This is a genomic window from Pseudomonas sp. PSPC3-2 (assembly GCF_049897085.1).
Lineage (GTDB): Bacteria > Pseudomonadota > Gammaproteobacteria > Pseudomonadales > Pseudomonadaceae > Aquipseudomonas > Aquipseudomonas paraveronii.
Genome location: NZ_JAFCVO010000031.1, coordinates 1 through 19,984 on the forward strand (window position 1 = coordinate 1; position 19,984 = coordinate 19,984).

At 61.1% G+C, this 19,984-nt stretch carries 21 protein-coding genes and 2 pseudogenes; 12 read left to right on the forward strand and 11 right to left on the reverse strand.

Annotation, left to right across the window (positions count from 1 at the left end):
* On the forward strand, positions 1-112 hold a 112-nt coding region (locus ACP7CJ_RS28310), incomplete at its 5' end, for a transposase (RefSeq protein WP_036984840.1).
* Positions 113-141: 29 nt separating this feature from the next.
* Here ACP7CJ_RS28310 and ACP7CJ_RS28315 read toward each other — a convergent pair.
* The gene (locus ACP7CJ_RS28315; RefSeq protein ID WP_426103123.1) at positions 142-954 is read right to left on the reverse strand and encodes a class I SAM-dependent methyltransferase; all 813 of its coding nucleotides are present in this window, start codon (positions 952-954) and stop codon (positions 142-144) included.
* Between the two features lie 154 nt (positions 955-1,108).
* Between ACP7CJ_RS28315 and ACP7CJ_RS28320 the strand changes: the two genes are divergently transcribed.
* On the forward strand, positions 1,109-2,347 hold the full coding sequence (locus ACP7CJ_RS28320; protein WP_426103125.1) for an MFS transporter: 1,239 nt from the start codon (positions 1,109-1,111) through the stop codon (positions 2,345-2,347).
* Between the two features lie 327 nt (positions 2,348-2,674).
* Here ACP7CJ_RS28320 and ACP7CJ_RS28325 read toward each other — a convergent pair whose 3' ends face one another.
* Together ACP7CJ_RS28325 and ACP7CJ_RS28330 are read right to left on the reverse strand one after the other, a co-directional pair.
* The gene (locus ACP7CJ_RS28325) at positions 2,675-3,094 is read right to left on the reverse strand and encodes a hypothetical protein (RefSeq protein WP_426103127.1); all 420 of its coding nucleotides are present in this window, start codon (positions 3,092-3,094) and stop codon (positions 2,675-2,677) included.
* 111 nt (positions 3,095-3,205) lie between these two features.
* Positions 3,206-3,439, reverse strand: a complete 234-nt coding sequence (locus ACP7CJ_RS28330; RefSeq protein WP_426103129.1) for a DUF4156 domain-containing protein — start codon at positions 3,437-3,439, stop codon at positions 3,206-3,208.
* Between the two features lie 215 nt (positions 3,440-3,654).
* Here ACP7CJ_RS28330 and ACP7CJ_RS28335 point away from each other — a divergent pair.
* The 3 genes and pseudogenes from ACP7CJ_RS28335 to ACP7CJ_RS28345 all read left to right on the forward strand — a co-directional run.
* Positions 3,655-3,977, forward strand: a pseudogene (locus tag ACP7CJ_RS28335) (site-specific integrase); the annotation flags it as partial.
* A 20-nt stretch (positions 3,978-3,997) separates the two neighbouring features.
* The gene (locus ACP7CJ_RS28340) at positions 3,998-5,584 is read left to right on the forward strand and encodes an ABC-F family ATPase (protein ID WP_276193202.1); all 1,587 of its coding nucleotides are present in this window, start codon (positions 3,998-4,000) and stop codon (positions 5,582-5,584) included.
* Positions 5,585-5,748: 164 nt separating this feature from the next.
* Positions 5,749-6,924, forward strand: a complete 1,176-nt coding sequence (locus ACP7CJ_RS28345) for an MFS transporter (protein WP_426103131.1) — start codon at positions 5,749-5,751, stop codon at positions 6,922-6,924.
* Here ACP7CJ_RS28345 and ACP7CJ_RS28350 read toward each other — a convergent pair.
* Entirely contained in the window at positions 6,918-7,955 is a 1,038-nt protein-coding gene (locus tag ACP7CJ_RS28350) for an alpha/beta hydrolase family protein (protein ID WP_276193204.1), read from the reverse strand. The genes ACP7CJ_RS28345 and ACP7CJ_RS28350 overlap by 7 nt on opposite strands.
* Before the next feature lie 229 nt (positions 7,956-8,184).
* Entirely contained in the window at positions 8,185-8,796 is a 612-nt protein-coding gene (locus ACP7CJ_RS28355) for an FMN-dependent NADH-azoreductase (protein WP_426103133.1), read from the reverse strand.
* 124 nt (positions 8,797-8,920) lie between these two features.
* Here ACP7CJ_RS28355 and ACP7CJ_RS28360 point away from each other — a divergent pair, with 124 nt between their 5' ends.
* Both ACP7CJ_RS28360 and ACP7CJ_RS28365 read left to right on the forward strand, forming a co-directional pair.
* Positions 8,921-9,829 (forward strand): LysR substrate-binding domain-containing protein, encoded by a 909-nt coding sequence (locus tag ACP7CJ_RS28360; protein WP_426103135.1) that lies wholly within the window; start codon positions 8,921-8,923, stop codon positions 9,827-9,829.
* Positions 9,826-10,182, forward strand: a complete 357-nt coding sequence (locus ACP7CJ_RS28365; protein WP_426103137.1) for an MmcQ/YjbR family DNA-binding protein — start codon at positions 9,826-9,828, stop codon at positions 10,180-10,182. The genes ACP7CJ_RS28360 and ACP7CJ_RS28365 overlap by 4 nt, the downstream gene beginning before the upstream one ends.
* Here ACP7CJ_RS28365 and ACP7CJ_RS28370 read toward each other — a convergent pair.
* Positions 10,171-10,554 carry a DUF1294 domain-containing protein gene (locus tag ACP7CJ_RS28370; protein WP_426103139.1) on the reverse strand — a complete coding sequence of 128 codons (384 nt, stop codon included), beginning with the start codon at positions 10,552-10,554 and terminating at the stop codon, positions 10,171-10,173. The two genes, ACP7CJ_RS28365 and ACP7CJ_RS28370, sit on opposite strands and share 12 nt — an antisense overlap.
* Positions 10,551-11,381, reverse strand: coding sequence for an undecaprenyl-diphosphate phosphatase (locus ACP7CJ_RS28375; protein ID WP_247396937.1), 831 nt, complete (start codon positions 11,379-11,381; stop codon positions 10,551-10,553). Before ACP7CJ_RS28375 ends, ACP7CJ_RS28370 begins: the two co-directional genes overlap by 4 nt.
* A gap of 229 nt (positions 11,382-11,610) precedes the next feature.
* Here ACP7CJ_RS28375 and ACP7CJ_RS28380 point away from each other — a divergent pair, with 229 nt between their 5' ends.
* The 3 genes from ACP7CJ_RS28380 (at position 11,611) to ACP7CJ_RS28390 (ending at position 14,495) form a co-directional block, all read left to right on the forward strand.
* Positions 11,611-13,245 carry a methyl-accepting chemotaxis protein gene (locus ACP7CJ_RS28380; RefSeq protein ID WP_276193209.1) on the forward strand — a complete coding sequence of 545 codons (1,635 nt, stop codon included), beginning with the start codon at positions 11,611-11,613 and terminating at the stop codon, positions 13,243-13,245.
* A 168-nt stretch (positions 13,246-13,413) separates the two neighbouring features.
* A complete protein-coding gene (gene pnuC, locus ACP7CJ_RS28385) occupies positions 13,414-13,980 on the forward strand; it encodes a nicotinamide riboside transporter PnuC (RefSeq protein ID WP_276193210.1) in 567 nt (188 codons plus the stop codon).
* A complete protein-coding gene (locus ACP7CJ_RS28390; RefSeq protein ID WP_247396943.1) occupies positions 13,977-14,495 on the forward strand; it encodes an AAA family ATPase in 519 nt (172 codons plus the stop codon). The genes pnuC and ACP7CJ_RS28390 overlap by 4 nt, the downstream gene beginning before the upstream one ends.
* A 37-nt stretch (positions 14,496-14,532) precedes the next feature.
* Here the strand turns inward: ACP7CJ_RS28390 and ggt are convergent, their stop codons facing one another.
* Positions 14,533-16,257 (reverse strand): gamma-glutamyltransferase, encoded by a 1,725-nt coding sequence (gene ggt, locus ACP7CJ_RS28395; protein ID WP_426103141.1) that lies wholly within the window; start codon positions 16,255-16,257, stop codon positions 14,533-14,535.
* Positions 16,258-16,436: 179 nt separating this feature from the next.
* On the opposite strand from ggt, the gene ACP7CJ_RS28400 reads away from it, so the two are divergent.
* Positions 16,437-17,582: a MalY/PatB family protein gene (locus ACP7CJ_RS28400; RefSeq protein WP_426103143.1), complete on the forward strand. Its 1,146-nt coding sequence runs from the start codon at positions 16,437-16,439 to the stop codon at positions 17,580-17,582.
* 54 nt (positions 17,583-17,636) lie between these two features.
* On the opposite strand, the gene ACP7CJ_RS28405 is transcribed toward ACP7CJ_RS28400, so the two are convergent.
* The 3 genes from ACP7CJ_RS28405 to ACP7CJ_RS28415 form a co-directional block, all read right to left on the reverse strand.
* Positions 17,637-17,852, reverse strand: a complete 216-nt coding sequence (locus ACP7CJ_RS28405) for a TOBE domain-containing protein (RefSeq protein ID WP_003173733.1) — start codon at positions 17,850-17,852, stop codon at positions 17,637-17,639.
* A 168-nt stretch (positions 17,853-18,020) separates the two neighbouring features.
* Positions 18,021-18,941 carry a FecR domain-containing protein gene (locus ACP7CJ_RS28410; protein WP_426103145.1) on the reverse strand — a complete coding sequence of 307 codons (921 nt, stop codon included), beginning with the start codon at positions 18,939-18,941 and terminating at the stop codon, positions 18,021-18,023.
* Complete coding sequence (locus ACP7CJ_RS28415) at positions 18,938-19,456, reverse strand: sigma-70 family RNA polymerase sigma factor (protein WP_426103147.1); 519 nt, start codon at positions 19,454-19,456, stop codon at positions 18,938-18,940. Before ACP7CJ_RS28415 ends, ACP7CJ_RS28410 begins: the two co-directional genes overlap by 4 nt.
* Before the next feature lie 359 nt (positions 19,457-19,815).
* Between ACP7CJ_RS28415 and ACP7CJ_RS28420 the strand changes: the two are divergent.
* Positions 19,816-19,984: pseudogene (locus ACP7CJ_RS28420) on the forward strand (ribonucleotide-diphosphate reductase subunit beta); the annotation flags it as partial.

The following is a 19,984-nucleotide window of genomic DNA, read 5'->3' on the forward strand; positions in this document are numbered from 1 at the left end:
GTTGGAAGGAATAAACAATCGAATAAAGGTGATCAAGCGTATGGCGTATGGTTACCGGGATAGCGAATTCTTTTTCATGAAGATCAAGAGCGTCTTTCCCGGTAATCCGTGAAGAACCTTTTTTTTTGCGCGACAGGCAGTTCAGGGAAGGCGCTTGGTCGCCGTCAGGGTAAAACACAGCGGCAACTGGGCCGCCTGATCCTCGTACTGGTCATAGAGTTCTTCGCGATTTGAATGCGGGTACTCTTGCAGATGACCGATCTGCAACCCCGCCGCAATCGCTGCGCTGACCACGCAGCCCAGCGTGTGTACAAACCAGTAGGACGTCGGCCCCTCGACAGCGCCCTGCCCTTCATAGACGATCGACCCTTGCAGCACAAAAGGCTCACGCTGGAAGTACGAACTGGCCGGCAGCAGCGGATTGGCCGCCAGTGGGTCGAACACTTCCAGGAACGGGTGGGTTTCGTACATCACCAGGGTGCCGCCGGGCTTCAGCGTTGTGGCGACCTGGCGCATGAACAGCGCTACATCCGGCATCCAGCCCAATACACCGATGGTGACCAAGGCGATATCGAAGCGTGCATGCAGGCGCTCGGGCAGATGGTGGATATCGGTTTCGATGAACTCCGGGCTGTGGGGTGAACGCACGGCCAGTTCCTGGGCCTGCTGGAGAAAGGCGCTGGATTGATCCACGCCCACTACCGCGCGTGCGCCCAGGCCGAATAACGACAAGCTTTCGCGCCCGTTGTTACAGCACAGTTGCACCACATCCTTGCCGGCAACACCGACGTCTTGCAGCAAGGCGGTGAGGGTCCGATCCAGACACGAAAAACCCGGCTCGGCGACCGAGTCCAGCAGCGCCCTCCAGGTATCCGTGTCTTTGTGCAGTCTGGCGGATTCGTCCCAGGCGTGCTTGTTGCTGGCAATCGCCTGCTGGGCTGAGGGCATGTCCATTGCTTCTCCAGAGAGTCAGTTACAGCGAGCTATGGAAAGTAAGCCAATTGCCTGTCAGATGAAACCCTCGGAGGGGGCGAACTTATTTCGAGGCCCGTAGGTCATTACCCCATCGAATGTTCAGTCCCTAAACACGCCGCGCGCGAAGATCACCATGCCCCATCATTCTGACCTGCGTACCACTTTGTCCCTGGATAGCCTGAATTTCTTTCTGGCGGATGTCCGCGATGGCCTCGGCCCGTACCTGGCGATTTACTTGTTGGCGGTACATAAATGGGACCCGGCCAGCATCGGCGTGGTCATGACCCTGGCAGGCATCGCGGCCCTGTTGGCCCAAGGCCCGGCGGGCGCGCTGATCGATCGAACACGCCGTAAACGTGCAGTGATCGCGGTTGCCGCGTTACTGGTGACCGCCAGTTGCCTGGTACTGCCCTACGTCAGCACATTCGGTTGGGTGGCGCTGACCCAGGCGGCCAGCGCCGTCGCCGCTTCCGTGTTCGCCCCAGCGATTTCGGCGATCTCCCTAGGCATCACCGGGCCGCGCGCCTTCACTCGCCGTACCGGACGCAACGAAACGTTCAACCACGCCGGCAATGCCGTGGCCGCCCTGTTGGCGGGCGGGCTGGCTTATCTATTCGGGCCGGTGGTGGTGTTTTACCAGATGGCGTTTATGGCGCTCGCCAGTATCGTCGCGGTCTGCTGCGTATCGGCGGCGACCATCGACCATGAAGTCGCCCGCGGCTTCGACCCCGCCCACCACAGCGACCATGAGCAGCCTTTCGGGCTGAAGGCGCTACTGGCTAACCGCCCGCTGCTGATGTTCGCCATCTGTTGCGCGCTGTTTCACCTGGCCAATGCGGCAATGCTGCCGCTGGTCAGTCAGAAGCTTTCACAGATCGACCTGCAAATGGCCACGCCGCTGACCTCGGCCTGCATCGTCGCCGCACAATTGGTGATGGTGCCGATGGCCTGGCTGGTGGGGGCCAAGGCGGACGTGTGGGGGCGCAAGCCGTTGCTGCTGGCCGGCTTCATGATTCTGCCACTGCGCGGCGTGCTCTATACCGTGTCCAGCGACCCTTATTGGCTGGTGGCAGTGCAGATGCTCGATGGCATCGGCGCCGGCATTTTCGGCGCGCTGTTCCCGGTGATCGTCAAGGACCTGACTCAGGGCACCGGGCGCTTCAACGTCAGCCTGGGCGCGCTGTCCACAGTGTTTGGCCTGGGTGCGGCACTGAGCAGCAGCCTGGCCGGCTTTGTGGTGCAACAGGCCGGTTACAACGCCGCCTTCCTGACCCTCGCCTGCGTCGCGACGCTGGCATTGGCGCTGTTATGGCTGGCCATGCCGGAGACGTTGGAGAAACCATCTTTCGCGTGCCACACCCGTGTCGCCTGAGGCATTTGCGCTCTCAACTCTGCTCTACCGCAGGTATGGAGCAACGAAGTTCTCATCCAAAACCCTTCAAGGCCCAGGTTGTTCCGGAACGCCTGCAACCGAGCGCGACGACGCTATCGAGCGTCGCCATTCGCCACGGCATCAGACGGCCAACGGTGTGCGGGCGCTTACGAAGAGGGTGCCAAGCGCTGGCTGAACCTCTTATCGCGCCGGCAATGTTTCCGTGAAGGACGTTTTCACGCACACACAACCGGGGAGCGCAACTACAGAGCTGCTCGCGCATAAGTGCGTGCCTTTTTGAATCAGCAATGAGTGTTGCGCTTACCCTCAAGCAGTAGTGTTGATCACCGATCCGGAGCTTTGGCCACCTTCAGCGGTTACGGCCTGCAGCAAAGCAGCGGTCGCTGTCTGCAACGCAGCCGAAGTGGCCGCAATCTGCGATTGCGCCGATGCTGCAGAAGCGGCTTTGGCTTCAGCACTTTGGTTGCTGGACTGTACCTTCTGCAAAGCTTGCTGCTGCTGTTGAAGTTGCTTCTGTAGCTTCTGAATTTGTTTCTTCAGCTCTTTTACGGTATCGGATTGCTGGGTGCCCGAGGCAGACTGCCCACCAGCGCCCGCTGTGGTTTTAGCGTTCGCTGAGGAGCTAGCGGCCGTGCTGCTTGAAGCGGCAGGCTTGGTGCTGTCGCCGCTGATGCTAGCCGCTTGAGCCATTGGTACCGAGGATGAGCTGTTAATATTAACAATCATGTTACACACCCGATCATAGTGTAGAGATACAAGTATATCGGCCACTCCGCTGAATACTTGAATGTGGCGTTTCGCTGTTCTGGCGCTAACCCATCGCTACGGCTTAATTTTTCAGATCATTACGGGCTCCAGGTTCGCGTTCCCAGTGATGCTGCCGCGCAGAAAGTCGCCCTGACTGCCCGTAACATCTCCCAAGAACGGGCACTCGGCACCCGGTTCGTTATGAGTGAAGCGCACGGTACTGGCGGCGGGCCCCACTATGGCCGTAGGTGCGCAACCTATCAGCCCAAGCAATACGGTGGACAAACTGGCACTAATGAGGATACGCAGGAGGTGCATGGACATGGTTCCTGTCTTACCAAAATGAGGCTGCCCTTTTGGATAACCTGCTAGGGCTTTAAGCCTGTGCAGTATCAAATTTTGCTGGAACAGGAACTGTATTAATAAGTAGTTTTTGCTTGTGAATCTGTAAACAATGGCTGTACGAACGAAGGCACCATTCCCGCCCTCACGGCGCCCTCCCCCCAAATAAGCGAAGCGTGCGGATGTGTGCTCGGACGATGCTTGAAACGCCGTTGATTTTCCCGCCGTCGACGCATTCGGAGTACGTGAGTCAGACGGCCGACCTACGCAGCGATGGATTCCAACACCCAAAGCGTTGAACATCCGTCGTCGACCGCCATACAACTGTCGTCACACCTATGCGACAATATGCATTATGTCTGGCATGAACCCCGCCTTCATTTCCCAGCAGCTCGGCCATAGCGTGCAGATGCTGCTCTCGACTTATGCGCGCTGGATCAACCCAAGCTCGGACTGGAGCGAATCGGAAGAGCTCCAGATTGGTCCCAAATTGGTCCCAGCTCAAATAAGCGCACCCTAAGCTATTGATAGGTAAAGTAATTGATCTCCACAGCTAACATCACCATGCAGTTCGGCGCCAAGCCGCTCTTCGAGAATGTCTCGGTCAAATTCGGCGCCGGCAACCGTTATGGTTTGATCGGTGCCAACGGTTGCGGCAAGTCGACCTTCATGAAAATCCTCGGTGGCGACCTGGATCCGTCCGGTGGCCAGGTCATGCTGGAGCCGAATGTGCGCCTGGGCAAACTGCGCCAGGACCAGTTCGCCTACGAAGAATTCACCGTGCTCGACACCGTGATCATGGGCCACGAAGAGCTGTGGAAGGTCAAGGCCGAGCGCGACCGTATCTACTCGCTGCCGGAAATGAGCGAAGAAGATGGCATGGCCGTGGCCGAGCTGGAAACCGAATTCGCCGAGATGGACGGCTACACCGCCGAATCCCGCGCCGGTGAACTGCTGCTGGGCCTGGGTATTCCCCTGGAACAGCACTTCGGCCCGATGAGCGAAGTCTCCCCAGGCTGGAAACTGCGCGTGTTGCTGGCCCAGGCGCTGTTCTCCGACCCTGAAGTGCTGTTGCTCGACGAACCGACCAACCACCTGGACATCAACACCATCCGCTGGCTGGAAAACATCCTGACCCAGCGCTCCAGCCTGATGATCATCATCTCTCACGACCGTCACTTCCTGAACAGCGTGTGCACCCACATGGCTGACCTGGACTACGGCGAGTTGCGCCTGTTCCCGGGCAACTACGACGAGTACATGACCGTGGCGACCCAGTCCCGCGAGCAACTGCTGTCGGACAACGCCAAGAAAAAGGCGCAGATCTCCGAACTGCAATCCTTCGTCAGCCGCTTCTCGGCCAACGCCTCGAAAGCCAAGCAGGCCACTTCCCGTGCCAAGGCGATCGACAAGATCCAACTGGCCGAGGTCAAGCCTTCGAGCCGCGTGAGCCCGTTCATCCGTTTCGAACAAACCAAAAAGCTGCACCGCCAGGCGGTCATCATCGATCGCATGGCCAAAGGCTTCGACGGCAAGCCGCTGTTCAAGGACTTCAGCTTTCAGGTTGAAGCTGGCGAGCGCGTGGCGATCATCGGCCCGAACGGTATCGGCAAGACCACCCTGCTGCGCACCCTGGTCAACGAACTGACGCCGGATGCCGGTAGCATCAAGTGGACCGACGCGGCCGAGCTGGGCTACTACGCCCAGGACCACGCCCACGACTTCGAAAACGACATGAGCCTGTTCGACTGGATGGGCCAGTGGGCACAGGGCGAGCAAGTGATCCGCGGCACCTTGGGCCGCATGCTGTTTTCCAACGACGAGATCCTCAAATCGGTCAAGGTCATCTCCGGTGGTGAGCAAGGTCGCATGCTCTTCGGCAAGCTGATCCTGCAAAAGCCGAACGTGCTGATCATGGACGAACCGACCAACCACTTGGACATGGAATCCATCGAAGCGCTGAACCTGGCGCTGGAAAACTACCCAGGCACGCTGATCTTCGTCAGCCACGACCGCGAGTTCGTATCGTCCCTGGCCACCCGCATCATCGAGTTGAGCGCCAGCGGCGTGATCGACTTCAGCGGCACCTACGACGATTACCTGCGCACCCAAGGCGTTGTGTTTTAAGCACAGCGATTAGCTGTTAGCGCCAAGCAGCAAGAAAAAGCCCCGTCCACTGTGATGGGGCTTTTTGTATCTGTACGGGTCAGCCGGCTTAATACTTAGCCTGCTTTCTTTTCTCCCAAGCCCTTGCGATGATGCCCTCACCGCCCTCCCGCGAACGAGTGCTCATGTCTGCCGCCGCCCCCAGCTCAGTGTCGATCACCCTGCAGATCGTCTCCATCGTCTTCTATAGCTTCATCGCCTTTCTCTGCATCGGCCTACCGATCGCGGTGATCCCGGGCTACGTGCATGAGCAACTGGGCTTCAGTGCGGTGGTGGCCGGGATGACCATCGGTTCGCAATACCTGGCCACCCTGCTCAGTCGCCCCATGGCCGGGCGCATGTCCGATACCGTGGGCACCAAACGTGCGATCGTGCTGGGCCTGGCGGGCATCCTGCTCAGCGGTGTATTGACGTTGCTTGCCACACTGCTGCAGAGCCTGCCGCTGTTGAGCCTGGGCATCCTGATCGGCGGTCGTTTGTTGCTTGGCGTGGCCCAGGGCCTGATCGGCGTAGGCACCATCAGTTGGTGCATGGGCCAGGTCGGCGCCGAGCACACGGCGCGCTCGATTTCCTGGAACGGTATCGCGTCCTACGGCGCCATCGCGATTGGCGCGCCGCTGGGGGTGGTGATGGTCGCCGAATATGGCTACAGCAGCCTCGGTATCGCCCTGTCGGTGTTGGCGGCGTTGGGCCTGGTGCTGATCCGCAATAAACCATCGGTGCCGGTGGTGCGCGGCGAGCGCTTGCCGTTCTGGGCGGTGTTCGGCCGCATCGCACCGTTTGGCGCCAGCCTGTGCCTGGCGTCCATCGGCTATGGCACCCTGACCACCTTTATCACCCTGTACTACCTCAATCGCGGCTGGAAAGGCGCAGCCTATTGCCTGACGGTATTTGGCGTGTGCTTTATCGTTTCGCGCCTGGTGTTTATCTCAGCCATCAGCCGCTTTGGCGGCTTCAGGGCGGCGATTGCCTGCATGGTCATCGAGACCCTGGGCCTGACGCTGTTGTGGCTCGCGCCGTCTACCGGCGTGGCGTTGGTCGGCGCAGGGCTGACGGGCTTTGGTTTATCCCTGGTGTACCCGGCGCTGGGCGTGGAAGCGATCAAGCAAGTGCCCAGCAGCAGCCGTGGCGCCGGGTTGAGTGCATACGCCGTGTTTTTCGACCTGGCCCTGGCGATTGCCGGGCCATTGATGGGCGCGGTGGCGTTGAACCTCGGCTACGGCTGGATCTTCTTCTGCGCGGCGCTGCTGTCGCTCACTGCGTTGGGCGTGACCTTGCTGCTCAAGCGTCGCGCTTACTGATCCGCCGTTTGCAAGCCGGCACGGGTGGACCGCCCGAGGGTCTGAGTGAAAAAGCGCCCGGCTTCGGAGCTCAGATCGCGGTGAATGCCTTCGCGGTCGACGCCATCGGCATCGGTGCAGATCGCCGGCATCAGCGCCAGTTGAGCGCTGTCGCAGGGCGCCATGAACACGAAATGCCCGGCCCCGGCCAGCAGCTTGAAGTCCGGCGGCTCGGGCAGCTTGCGCGCCAAAGCGGCGGCGTTCTTGTCCACAGCCACCAGCTTGTCGCCATCACCGCTATAGAGCAGCACCGGCACGTGGACGTCGGCCAGGGTGTGGCGGCCGAACATCAAACTCAGCGGCGCCATCAACATCAACGCGTGAATGCGCGGATCGGCTTGTGGCTGCAGGTCATCACGGTCCACCACCAGTTCGCCTTTGGTGGTGCAGGCGTCGCGATCTTCCGGACGTTCCTGGCAATAGCGGCGCAGGCGCGCGAAATCGGGCTTGGCTCCCGCCAGGATCAACGCGGTTTCGCCACCGGCCGAATAGCCGATGACACCTACCTGGTCGACGTTGACGAACGGTGACAGCATCGGGTCGCCCAGGGTCGCGGTGATCGCTTCGGAAATCTGGATCGGCCGCCCATACAAGTTGCTCACCGTGCCCAGGCGGCTGTGATCCTTGTAGTTGTCGCCGGGGTGCAGCACCGCCACCACCACAAAACCCTTGCGTGCCAGGGAGGTCGCCAGGTCATGCAGGGCCAGCGGCGTACCGGTGTTGCCATGGGACAGCATCAGCATCGGGAAACGGCCGATAGCGATCTTCGAATCTTCCGTCGCCTCCACATGATAGCCACCCACCCGGGTGGTGTGCTCAAGGTCGGTGGACGGATAGAACGCGATGGCTTTCATCGGCTGCAGATCCAGCGGGTCGAGAAAACTCATGCGGTGAAAGCCCACACTCCAATGCGGGTGCGGCGCAGGGGCAGCGTGCACTGAAACCAGGCTACCGAGCAGGGAAAGAACCAAAACAGCACAAAGACGCATCATGAGGATGTCCACCTTTGCTGCGCGATAACCGGCATGTCTATTTAAGATGTCCATGGTTCTGGGTACTCGCACCGAGTGATAAACCCATGCGTGCATAACCTGGGCCAAAGTATAGACAGCGCGTCAACGAAAAAACTCCGTACTCCGGTCGCGTTCAGGCGAGCAGAATACAGAGTTTAGGCGCCCGGCTTCAGATTGAAACCGAGCAACAGCGAAATTTACACAAGCCTTACGCGGCGGCGAACAATTGTTCGTTGATGACAACGTTGGCGTCGCTCAGGGACTTGCTGCGGAACTCATCGCCATACGCCAGGCCGTGGGCGCGGACGAATTCGATGTCGGTGATACCGAGGAAGCCCAGCATCACTTTCAAGTATTCCTCGTGGGCCACGCCCGTTGCCTGGCCAACATGCAGGCCACCGGAAGTGGAGACGATGATGACTTTCTTGTTGCCGCACAGGCCTTCCGGGCCGGCTTCGGTGTAGCGGAAGGTCTGGCCGGCCACGGCAATGCGGTCGATCCAGGCTTTGAGCTGGGACGGGATGGTGAAGTTGTACATCGGCGCGGCCAGGACCACGGCGTCGGCGGCGAGGAATTCAGCCAGGGTCGACGCGCTGAGGTCGGCTTCGCGCTGCTGCGCAGCGTCGCGCAATTCGGCTGGCGTGCCCAATGCAGCCAAGGTGGCGCCAGAGAAGTGGTTGATGCCTTCGTTGGCCAGGTCACGGTAAGTCACTTCCACACCCGGCTCGGCCGCTTGCCAGGCCTTGACCACGCCGGCACTGAGCTGGCGCGAAGCCGAGTTGTCGCCGAGGATGCTGGAATCGATATGCAACAGTTTCATGGGGAAGCTCCAAATAGGGTCAGCGGTGCGGATTAGATGGTGTTAAGCCTACGCATGAAACCAATAGCCGATAAGATAGTTAAAATGCGATAGTTCGTCCTATCGACAGGACAATAGGCCAGCCATGCAAGACCTCAATGACCTCTACTATTTCGCCAAAGTCGTGGAAGCCGGCGGCTTCGCGGCGGCCGGTCGCCTGCTGGGGATTCCCAAATCGCGGCTGTCGCGGCGCATTGCCGAGCTGGAAGCACGCCTTGGCGCGCGCCTGCTGCAACGCACCACCCGGCAACTGACCCTGACCGCCGTCGGCGAGCGTTATCTGCGCCATTGCCAGGCGATGCTGCTGGAAGCGGAAATGGCCGATGAGGCCGTCGCCAGCATGTCCAGCGAACCCCGTGGGCGGCTGCGGGTGAGCTGCCCGGTGGGCTTGGCCCAGAATATCCTGCCGGAGCTAGTCGCCGGTTTTCTCGCTGCCCACCCCCTGGTCCAGATGGAAATGACTCTGGTCAACCGTCGGGTCGACCTGGTGGCCGAGGGCATTGACGTGGCGTTGCGTGTGCGCGAGCTCGGCGACGAAGACCCTCTGCTGGTCACCAAGCGTCTGCGCCAGGCCCAGACGCTGCTGGTCGCCAGCCCGGACCTCATGCGTGGCCGACAAGTCGATAGTCTCGACGACCTCAAGCAATTGCCGGTGCTTGGCGCCTTGGAAGCCGACCGCATGGTCCACCTGCGCCTGCTCGATCCCCAAGGCAACGCCGAAGACCTGGTGATGGAAGCCCGCCTGGGCATCGATGATTTCATCGTGCGCAAAACCAGCGCACTCAAGGGCCTGGGCTTTACCGTGCTGCCGATGATGTACTGCGAAGAAGAGCTGGCCAGCGGCCAACTGGTGCAACTGCTGCCGCAATGGTCGCTGCCGGGGGGCTGGTTGCAGGCCGTGTACCCACATCGCCGTGGCGTGCTACCGGCGATTCGCGCCTGGATCGATTATCTGGAAGAAGGCTTTAATAGCTGTGGAGACCGCCTGTTATGAGCATGACCGAAGAACAAGTGGCGCACTTCTGCCTGAGCCTGCCCGGCGCGCGGGAGGACTACAAATGGGGTGGCGTGCGGGTGTTTTCGATTGCCGGCAACAAGATGTTCGCCGTGCAGAATCTACGAGGCGACTCGTTGGCGTTCAAGGTCGACAAGGAACTGTTCCTGGGCCATGTGGACCGGCCGGGCATCCACCCGGCGCCGTACCTGGCACGCGCGCAGTGGATCATCATGAACACGCCCTACCCGTTGGGCACCGAGGAATTGCGTGGCCTGTTACAGCGCTCCCACCAGTTGGTGGTGAGCAAGTTGCCCAAGCGCACGCAGATCGGGTTGTTGCTAGAAGACTGACCACAGCGTGCCGCTGAGGAACAACTGGTCAAGCCAAAACACCTGGTGCAACAGCACGATCACCCAGAACAGCACCTGATAAGACACCTTGCGCGTCTTGTGCCGGAACACCTGCTGGGCAATCAGCGCCCCCGGCCAACCGCCCGCCAGCTCGACGGCGTGCAGGATGTTTTCCGGGATGCGCCGAGCATCGGTGCGCGCCTTGCGCTTGTCGCTCCAGTACAGGAAAAACGCGATCACGCTGACCACGCCATAGGCCACCAGCGGCATCACGGTCTCGCCGCGATGCCACACCAATACCGAGCCCACTAACGGCGCCGCGCATAACAGCGCAAAGATCAGCGCCTTCAGGCGCGGGTGCTGAATCATCATGCCTTGGCCGCAGCCCAGTCGATCCAGCCGAACTGCCAGGTCGCCAGGATCAGCAAGCCGAATGCAATCCGATACCAGGCAAACGCTGCGTAGCTATGGCTGGCGATGAACTTGAGCAGGCCCTTGACCGCAATCATCGCGAAGATGAACGAGGTAACAAACCCGAGGGCGAACACTGGCAGGTCCGCCGGCTGGAACAGGTCGCGGTACTTATAGCCCGAGTACACCGCCGCACCGACCATGGTCGGCATGGCCAGGAAGAACGAAAACTCGGTGGCGGTCTTGCGCGACAGGCCGAACAGCAGGCCGCCGATGATGGTCGAGCCCGAGCGCGAGGTGCCCGGAATCATCGCCAGGCACTGGGCAAAGCCAACCTTGAGCGCGTCCTTCCAGGTGATCTCATCGACAGTTTCGGCATGCACTTCATGCTGGCGACGCTCCGCCCACAACATCACGATGCCGCCCAACACCAATGCAGTGGCGACGGTGATCGGGTTGAACAGGTAGTGGTGAATCAGGTCGGCGAAAATCACCCCCAGCACCACGGCCGGCAGGAACGCAATCAGCAGGTTGACGGTAAATCGCTGCGCATTGCGCTGGGTCGGCAAGCCGGTGACCACGTCGAGGATCTTGCGCCGAAACTCCCAGACCACCGCCAAAATCGCGCCGAGCTGAATGATGATATTGAACGCCATGGCGCGTTCGCCGCCAAAGTCGAGCAAGTCGGCGACGATAATCTGGTGGCCAGTACTGGAGATCGGCAGAAATTCAGTCAGCCCTTCTACCACGCCGAGTATCAACGCCTGTGCGGCGGTCCACAAATCCATACTTCCCCCAAAGGTCTTGCTCTACGGCAAGCCTCGTTAGTCTTTTTAATGATTCACTGACGATGAGCACACTAAAGGCCCGGTGTTGATATTCAACGCCGGTCTGCAAAAATTCCGTGAAAAATCAGGCAGTACTCAGGTTTTTCGATTTCAGGCCGAAAGCCTATCAGACAAGGCGTAAAAGTCGATGCAACGCCGAGAATTATAAAAAGCACGGAGTGACAGGACGATGAACAGTTTGCGCAATATGTCGATCAGCCGCCGTCTCTGGCTGATCCTGGTAGTCGCCGTGCTGATGCTGTTGACCCTGGGTTTGCTGATGCTCAAGCAGATCCATGGCGACCTCTATCAAGCCAAAAGCCTGCAGACCCAGCACGTCGTACAGACCGCCAGTGGAATCCTGACGTTTTATCACAGCCTCGAAACCAGCGGCGTCATGACCCGTGAAGCGGCACAGAAACAAGCGCTGAGCGCGGTGCGTGGCCTGCGCTATAACCACGACGACTACTTCTGGATCAACGACCTGACGCCGGTGATGATCATGCACCCGGCCAACCCCAAGCTCGATGGTCAGAACCTCTCGTCGATTCGCGACCCGAACGGCTTTGCGATATTCAACGAGTTCGTGAGCCTGGCCAAGGCCAAGGGTGCCGGTGTCATCAATTACAGCTGGCCGAAGCCGGGTGCTGAAGCGCCGGTGAAAAAAACCTCGTATATCCAGTTGTTCGAGCCGTGGGGCTGGATCATCGGCTCCGGCGTGTATGTGGATGACGTCCAAGCCGAATTCAACGTGCAAGTGTGGAAAGCCTCGGGTATCGGCCTGGGCATCGCCGTGGTCATGGCCCTGCTGGTCTCGTTGATTGTGCGCAGCATCGTGCGCCCGCTGCAGGCGGCCGTGAACGCCATGGCCAATATCGCCAGCGGCGAGAGCGACCTGACTCGCAGCCTCGACACCCATGGCCGCGACGAAGTCACTCAACTGTCCCAGCACTTCAACAACTTCACCGCCAAGCTGCGCCAGGTCGTCGGCCAGTTGCAGATGTGCGCCACTGCGCTGGGCCAGTCGTCCACGGAGATGGGCAACAACGCCAGCCAGGCCCATGACCGCAGCCAGCAACAGTCGCAGCAGATGGAACTGGTGGCCACCGCAATCAATGAAGTCACCTACGGCGTGCAGGACGTGGCCAAGAACGCCGAGCACGCCGCCAGCGAAATGCGCGACGCCCAGGCCCAGGCCGTGCAGGGCCAGGTGAACATCGACAGCAGTTTGCAGCAGATCGACCAACTGTCCACCACCATCAGCCAGGCCGTGGAGGTGATTCGTACCCTGTCGAGCGAAAGCACGCAGATTGGTGGCGTACTCGAAGTGATCCGCTCCATTGCCGACCAGACCAACCTGCTCGCCCTCAACGCCGCCATCGAAGCCGCGCGTGCCGGTGAGCAAGGACGCGGGTTTGCGGTGGTGGCGGACGAAGTGCGGCTGCTGGCCCAACGCACGCAGAAATCCACCGCTGAAATCCAGGCCATGATCGAGCGCTTGCAAGGTCACTCGGAAGCGGCGGTCAAGGTCATCAGCGACAGCCACAGCGCTTCGCAGTTGACCATCGAACAGGCCGGCCAGGCCGGTGCCAGCCTCACCGCCATCGGTCAGGCCCTGCTCAATCTCAATGGCCTGAACGCCTCGATCGCCAGCGCCACCCTGCAACAGGCCCACGTGGTCGAGGACATCAACCAGAACGTGACCCAGGCCGCCGGGTTATCCCACAGCACGGCCGTGGCGGCGGAACAGTCCAGCGTAGCCAGCGCGCACTTGCGCGGGTTGAGCGAGCAACTCGACAGCCTGCTGCGTCAGTTCAAGATCTGACGCTGCTCACCATGTGGGAGGGGGTTTGCCCCCGATAGCGGTGGGTCAGCTGCAAATATGCTGACTGATACACCGTTATCGGGGGCAAGCCCCCTCCCACATTTGCCTTCCTGTGTTTTGAAGAATGGTTACAATCCCCGCCCTCTCCCTCTCTCCCAAGGAACCGCCATGTCCGGGCTTGAACTGTTCGCCGCCGCGCTGGGGGTGATCGCTGTCTGGCTGACGGTCAAACAAAACCCCTGGTGCTGGCCCATCGGCCTGGTCATGGTGTTGCTCTACACCTGGGTGTTCTACGACGTGAAACTCTATTCCGACATGCTGTTGCAGGTGGTCTATGCCGCCCTGCAAGTCTACGGCTGGTGGCAGTGGACCCGACGCGCCGGGGACATCACGCCAGGGCGCCAAGTCACCAGCCTGGGCTGGCCCGCGATCATGACCAGCCTGGCTATGGGCGCAGTCGGCAGCCTGTTGCTCGGCGCCGCGATGGCCCACTGGACCGACGCTGCCCAACCCTGGCTCGACGCTGCCCTCACCGGCTTCAGCCTGGTGGCGCAGATGTGGATGGCGCAAAAGCGCGTGCAGTGCTGGGCATTGTGGATTGCCGTGGATGTGATTTTCGTCGGGCTGTTCCTCTACAAAGGCCTCTACCTCACCGCCGCACTCTACGCGCTGTTCACCCTGATCGCCGTGCAAGGCTGGCGTGAATGGCGCGCCGACCCGGCGTTGCGCGCATGAAGGTGGTGGTGTTGGCCGGCCCCGAATCGAGCGGAAAAAGCTGGCTGGCCGCGCAGTTGCAAGCGCACTTTGGCGGGCTGATGGTGGGCGAATACGTGCGGCATTTCATCGACCACCATCAGCGTGACACCACGCTGGCCGATATCCCGGCCATCGCCCGTGGTCAACTGGCCTGGGAAGATGCCGCCCGCGCCGAGCGCCCTGCACTGCTGATCCTCGACACGCACCTGCTGACCAACAAACTCTGGAGCCAGACCCTGTTCGGCGACTACCCGACGTGGCTTGACGATGAACTGCTGGCGCGCCACTACGACTTGCACCTGCTGCTGTCCCCTGAAGACGTGGAATGGACGGCCGACGGCCAGCGTTGCCAACCGGAATTGGCGGATCGTCGGGCATTTTTCCAGGGCAGCCAGGATTGGATGCAGCAGCATCAACAGGCCGTGGTGGTGATCAGGGGAAATTGGGAAGAGCGCCGCGTCAAAGCCTTCGCGGCGGTCAAACAAATACTGTAGGAGCGAGCTTGCTCGCTCCTACAGTAGATTGCAGCGTTTAGTAGCCCAGCGACAGGCCGGTATTGCGACGCGGGTCATTCGCGCCGTAGAAACGATTGTTGCCAACCGGCTTGCCACCCAGTGACGGTGCGCCCACCAGGATCGCCGCCAAGTGGTTGGCATCCTGTGGCCCGGCGAACTTGTGGCCAAAGCTTTCGAGGATCTTCTGGGTATCCGGGCTGACCGCGAAGGTCTCGAGGTTGGTGGTGTCCGGCATCCACTGCTGGTGGAAGCGCGGCGCGTCGACGGCCTCCTGGATGTTCATCTTGTAGTCGATGACGTTGAGAATGGTCAGCAAGGTCGCCGTAATAATGCGACTGCCGCCCGGCGTACCGACCACCATCACCGCCTTGCCATCCTTGGTCACGATAGTCGGGCTCATCGACGACAGCGGGGCCTTGCCCGGCGCAATGGCGTTGGCTTCACCCTGGACCAGCCCGTACATGTTCGGCACACCGACCTTGACGGTGAAGTCGTCCATTTCATCGTTGAGAATCACCCCGGTTTTGCTCGCCATCACCCCGGCACCAAACCAGTCGTTGAGGGTGTAGGTCACCGAGACCGCGTTGCCCCACTTGTCGACGATGGAATAGTGGGTGGTGTTGTTGCCTTCATGGGGCGCTACACCCGGCTTGATCGCCTGGGAGTCGCCGGCCTTGTTCGGATCGATTGCGTCACGCAGTTTCGTTGCGTAGTTTTTGTCCAGCAGGTGTTCGATCGGGTTCTTGACGAAGTCCGGATCGCCGAGATAGCTGTTGCGGTCCACATACGCGTGGCGCATGGCTTCGATCTGGTAGTGCAGGCCCTGGGCCGAGTGGTAGCCCAGGTCCGCCATCGGGTAGCCTTCGAGGATGTTCATGATCTGGCAGATCACCACGCCACCGGAGCTCGGCGGCGGTGCCGAAACCACGTGGTAGCCACGGTAGTCGCACTCGATGGGCGCCAGTTCGCGGGTCTTGTATTTGTCGAGGTCGGCCTGGGTGATGATGCCTTTGCCGGCCTGGCTGGAATCCACCAGTGCCTTGGCAACCCAACCTTTATAGAAACCGTCGCGGCCCTTGGCCGAGATTTCCTTGAGAGTCTTGGCCAGGTCTTTCTGCACCAGCTTCTGGCCGACCTGCAGCGGCTGGCCGTTGTGCAGGAAGATAGCCCGCAGGTCCTTGTCTTTTTCGAACTCGCCGGTGGCGGTGTGCAGCAGGTCGATATCGCCCTGCTCCAGCGCGAAGCCGTTTTCCGCCAGCTTGATCGCCGGGGCAATCACCTGGGCGCGCTTGAGAGTGCCGTATTTGCTCAGGGCCAGTTCCATGCCGGACACGGTGCCGGGAACGCCGACGGCCAGGTGGCCCTTGGCGCTCAGGCCTTCGACGACGTTGCCGGCCTTGTCCAGGTACATGTCGGCGGTGGCCGCCAGCGGGGCTTTTTCGCGGAAGTCGAGGAAGGTCTTGCGCCCGTCGGCCAGTTGCACGGTCATGAAGCCGCCGCCGCCCAGGTTACCCGCCGCCGGGTACACCACCGCCAGCGCATAGCCCACGGCCACGGCGGCATCCACCGCGTTGCCGCCGGCCTTGAGTACATCCACGCCGACATGCGTGGCCAGATGCTGGGCCGTGACCACCATGCCATTTTCACCGGCCACCGGGGCCTGGGAGGCAGCTTGCACACCGCTGACCGTCAACACCAGGGCGGTGGCAATCAAAGTACGGCTGAAGGGTTGGTATTTCATCCTTGGCTACTCGGGTGATTGAGATGCACCAAAATAGCCCGACTCGGATGTAATCCCCAGCGCAATGCCGTTTTTAGACAGAACCTGTCGGTCACGGAACGATTCAGCGCTGGCCTAGGCGACCAATGACGCTAGAATCAGCGCCATTCTCCGCCTGACTCCCTGACACGAGCGCCCCCATGAGTTTTGATTTCGACACGATCCACCCACGCCTCGGCACCGGCAGTACCAAGTGGAACCGTTACCCGCAAGACGTGTTGCCGATGTGGATCGCCGACATGGACATCGCCGCGCCACCCGCCGTGCTTCAGGCCCTGCACCAACGCCTCGACCAGCAAATTCTCGGCTACAGCGTGGCCGGCCCGGACGTGCGCGAGGCCATCGTCGCCGATCTGTGGGCCAAGTACGCCTGGCGCGTGCAGCCAGACGAGCTGCTGTTCCTGCCGGGCGTAGAACCCGGTTTCAACATGGCGCTGCATGCCTTTGTGCAGCCCGGCCAACCGGTGGTGCTGCAAACTCCCAACTATCGCCCGATTCGCCTGGCGCCCGGAAACTGGAACCTGCCGCGCATCGAAGTGCCGTTCGCGCTGATCAACGCTGAGTACATCACGCCAATGCCGCTGTTGCGCCAGGCGCTAACAGGTGCTGGCGCATTGTTGCTGAGCAACCCGCATAACCCGATGGGCAAAGTCTTCCCCCGCGAAGAACTGCTGGCCGTGGCCAATGCCTGCCTGGAACAGGGCGCGCTGATCATCAGCGATGAAATCCACGCCGAGTTGTGCTTCGACGGTCGTCGCCATATCCCCACCGCCAGCCTCAGCCCGGAAATCGCGCAGCGCACCATCACCTTGATGTCCGCGAGCAAGGCCTACAACGTAGCTGGCTTGAAGACCTGTTTTGCCGTGGTGCAAAACGCCGCAGTGCGCGAGCGCTTCAACCAGGCGCGCTGCGGCATGGTCGACAGCGTCAGCCCCCTGGGCCTGGAAGCCACCCGCGCGGCCTACAGCCAGTGCAGCGAATGGCTCGAGGCGTTGGTGCAGTACCTGCAAGCCAACCGCGACTACCTGCTCGACGCGGTAAAAAGCCGCCTGCCCGGCGTGGTCATGCATGCGCCCCAAGGCACCTTTCTGGCGTGGCTGGATTGCAGCGCCCTGGGCCTGGACGACCCGCAACAGTTCTTCCTTGAACAGGCCAAGGTCGGTTTGAGCGCGGGGATTGAATTCGGCGATGACAGCCAGCAGTTCGTGCGCCTGAACTTCGGCTGCCCGCGGGCGTTGCTGGAAGAGGGTCTGCAGCGTATGGAACGTGCGCTGCGCCAGCGCTAGGGCGCGGCCTCGGCAGAATGCATGTGGGAGCGGCGCTCCCACATCAGGTCGGCGTCACAGTTTGGCGATCGAGACTTCGGTGGACTTCACAAAGGCAATCACTTCGCTGCCGACTTTCAATTCCAGGTCACGCACCGAACGGGTGGTGATCACCGAGGTGACGATGCCGGACGCGGTTTGCACGTCGATTTCGGACACCACTTCCCCCAGCAGAATTTCTTTGATCACGCCCTTGAACTGGTTGCGCACGTTGATCGCTTTAATGGTCATGTCGGCTTTCCTTCTGGCTGTTGGGTCAATCCGCACGAATGCGCAGGCACTCAAAATGCGCCGGCCCAGCAGACATTAAAAGGAATATATAAGCATTTATTTAGACGATACAGATATATACAAGCTCTGGCCTTGCCGATCCTGAAAGGTGTGGTACGTACATCCGATCTAGGCCGGCGCTTTATCCAACGTCACCCAATACCGCGTCCGCGCCTGCACTTCGAGCCCCAGGCTCGAAGCCAGCAACTTGAGGATGCGGTCGGTGTCATCCAGGCGAAAACTGCCCGTCACCCGCAACGTCTCCAGGTTCGGCGCCCAGCGCAACACGCCTGGGCGATAGCGCGCCAGCTCGCGCAGAAAATCCCCCAGCGCCTGGTTCTGTGCGGTCAGCACACCGTCGCGCCAGCCTAGTTGCAGCACATCGAACGGCACCCACGCGCCGAGCCCGTCGGCGCTTAATGGCGCTTGCTGGCCGCCCTGCAACGTCGCCAGTTGCCCGTTCACGTCGCGCACCTGCACGCGGCCCTTGAGCACCGACACCCGGCAGCCGGCGGCCAGTTGGCGCACGCACACCTCGGCCTGACTGACCAATACTTCGCCGTAGCGGGTGCGTAGCGTCATCGCGCGTGCGCCTGGCACGTTCAGCGACAGTTCGCCGTCCACCAGCGTAATGCGCCGTTGCGCCGGGTCCATATCCACGGCCGTGGCGGTATTCAGTTGCAGGCTGCCGCCCTCGGCCAACGGCAGGCGTCTGCGCTCGCCGGTGGCGGTGTGCAGATCGGCGCGCCAGCTATCGATAGGCAACTGGCGGCTGATCAACCAGGCCGCCGGCGCCAGCGCCGCCACGCCCAACGCGCGCTTGAGCAACGCTCGCCGCCCCGCTTGCGGGCGGTCGAGACTGGCCATCGCCAACGCCTGGGGCAACTCGCTGAAACGCTGGCGCAGTGCTTGGGCTTTCTGCCAGGTGTGTTCGTGCTGCGGATGGCTGTCGCGCCAGTGCTGCAACGCGGCGTGATCGCGTTCAGTGGCCGCGCCCGACTCGAGCAGCGCCAGCCATTGAGCGGCCGCGCGCGCAACCTCACGACTCACAGGTCCACCAGCAGGCAATGTTCATAGGCTTGCGCCATGTAACGCTTCACCGTGCGCTCCGACACCTCAAGCCGCTCGGCAATCTCCCGATAGCCCAGGCCCTCCAGCTGACTCCAGAGGAACACCCGGCGCACGCGCACAGGCAAGCCGTCGAGCAATTCATCCAAGGCTTGCAGGGTTTCCAGCACCAGCCAACGCTGCTCGGGAGACGGCACGCAGGCTGGCGGCAGATTCCCCAGTGCCGTCAGATAAGCCTGCTCAAGGCTGCGCCGGTGATGAAAGTTGACCAGCAGGCGCTTGCCTACCGTTACCAGGTAGGCCCGCGGTTCCTGCATCTGCGCGAGCGGCTGGGCGCTGGCGAGCACCCGCACAAAGGTGTCCTGGCTCAGGTCCGCCGCGTCCCAGGCATTGCCCAGGCGCCGACGCAGCCAGCTTTCCAGCCAACTGCGATGGTCGCGATACAGGCTCGACAACGTCGGTTCGGGGGCGTGCGAAGGGACAACAGCATCATTCATGGCAAGCGACCTACGCAGCGCGATTGAGTCTCAAATGAGATTAATTCTATTTAATATCGCAGCGCGACACCATGATCTTTTCAACTGGGTGTTTATACGGGCAACGAAAGCCAGCGAACCCAGGCGTTGTTACCAAAGGCGCGCCTGGCAGCGACCTAAAACCGCACACCTTGTGCGTTGACCATCCGGGTAACACCCCATATAGTGTGCCCACACCAACAAACAACCACTACATAGTGTGCGAATCCGTAAAACGCCGACCACACTATGCGCAGTATTTCAATGCCTTGAAGCCTGCAAATCACCTATTTTTGGACGGGGTCACACGCCGTCAGCACAGACCAGGAAGGAGTATTTCAATGCTGAGTTGGGATGAAGTCGACAACGTAGACACCGGTGCAGCGGTGATCAAAGGCGCCAACGCCGGCCACGCCACCGAAGCCAACATGGACCGCCTCGACGGTGCCGGCGCCGCCGCTGCCATCGAAGCCCGCGCCGTCACCGCCAACGACTCCGCCGCGATCATCC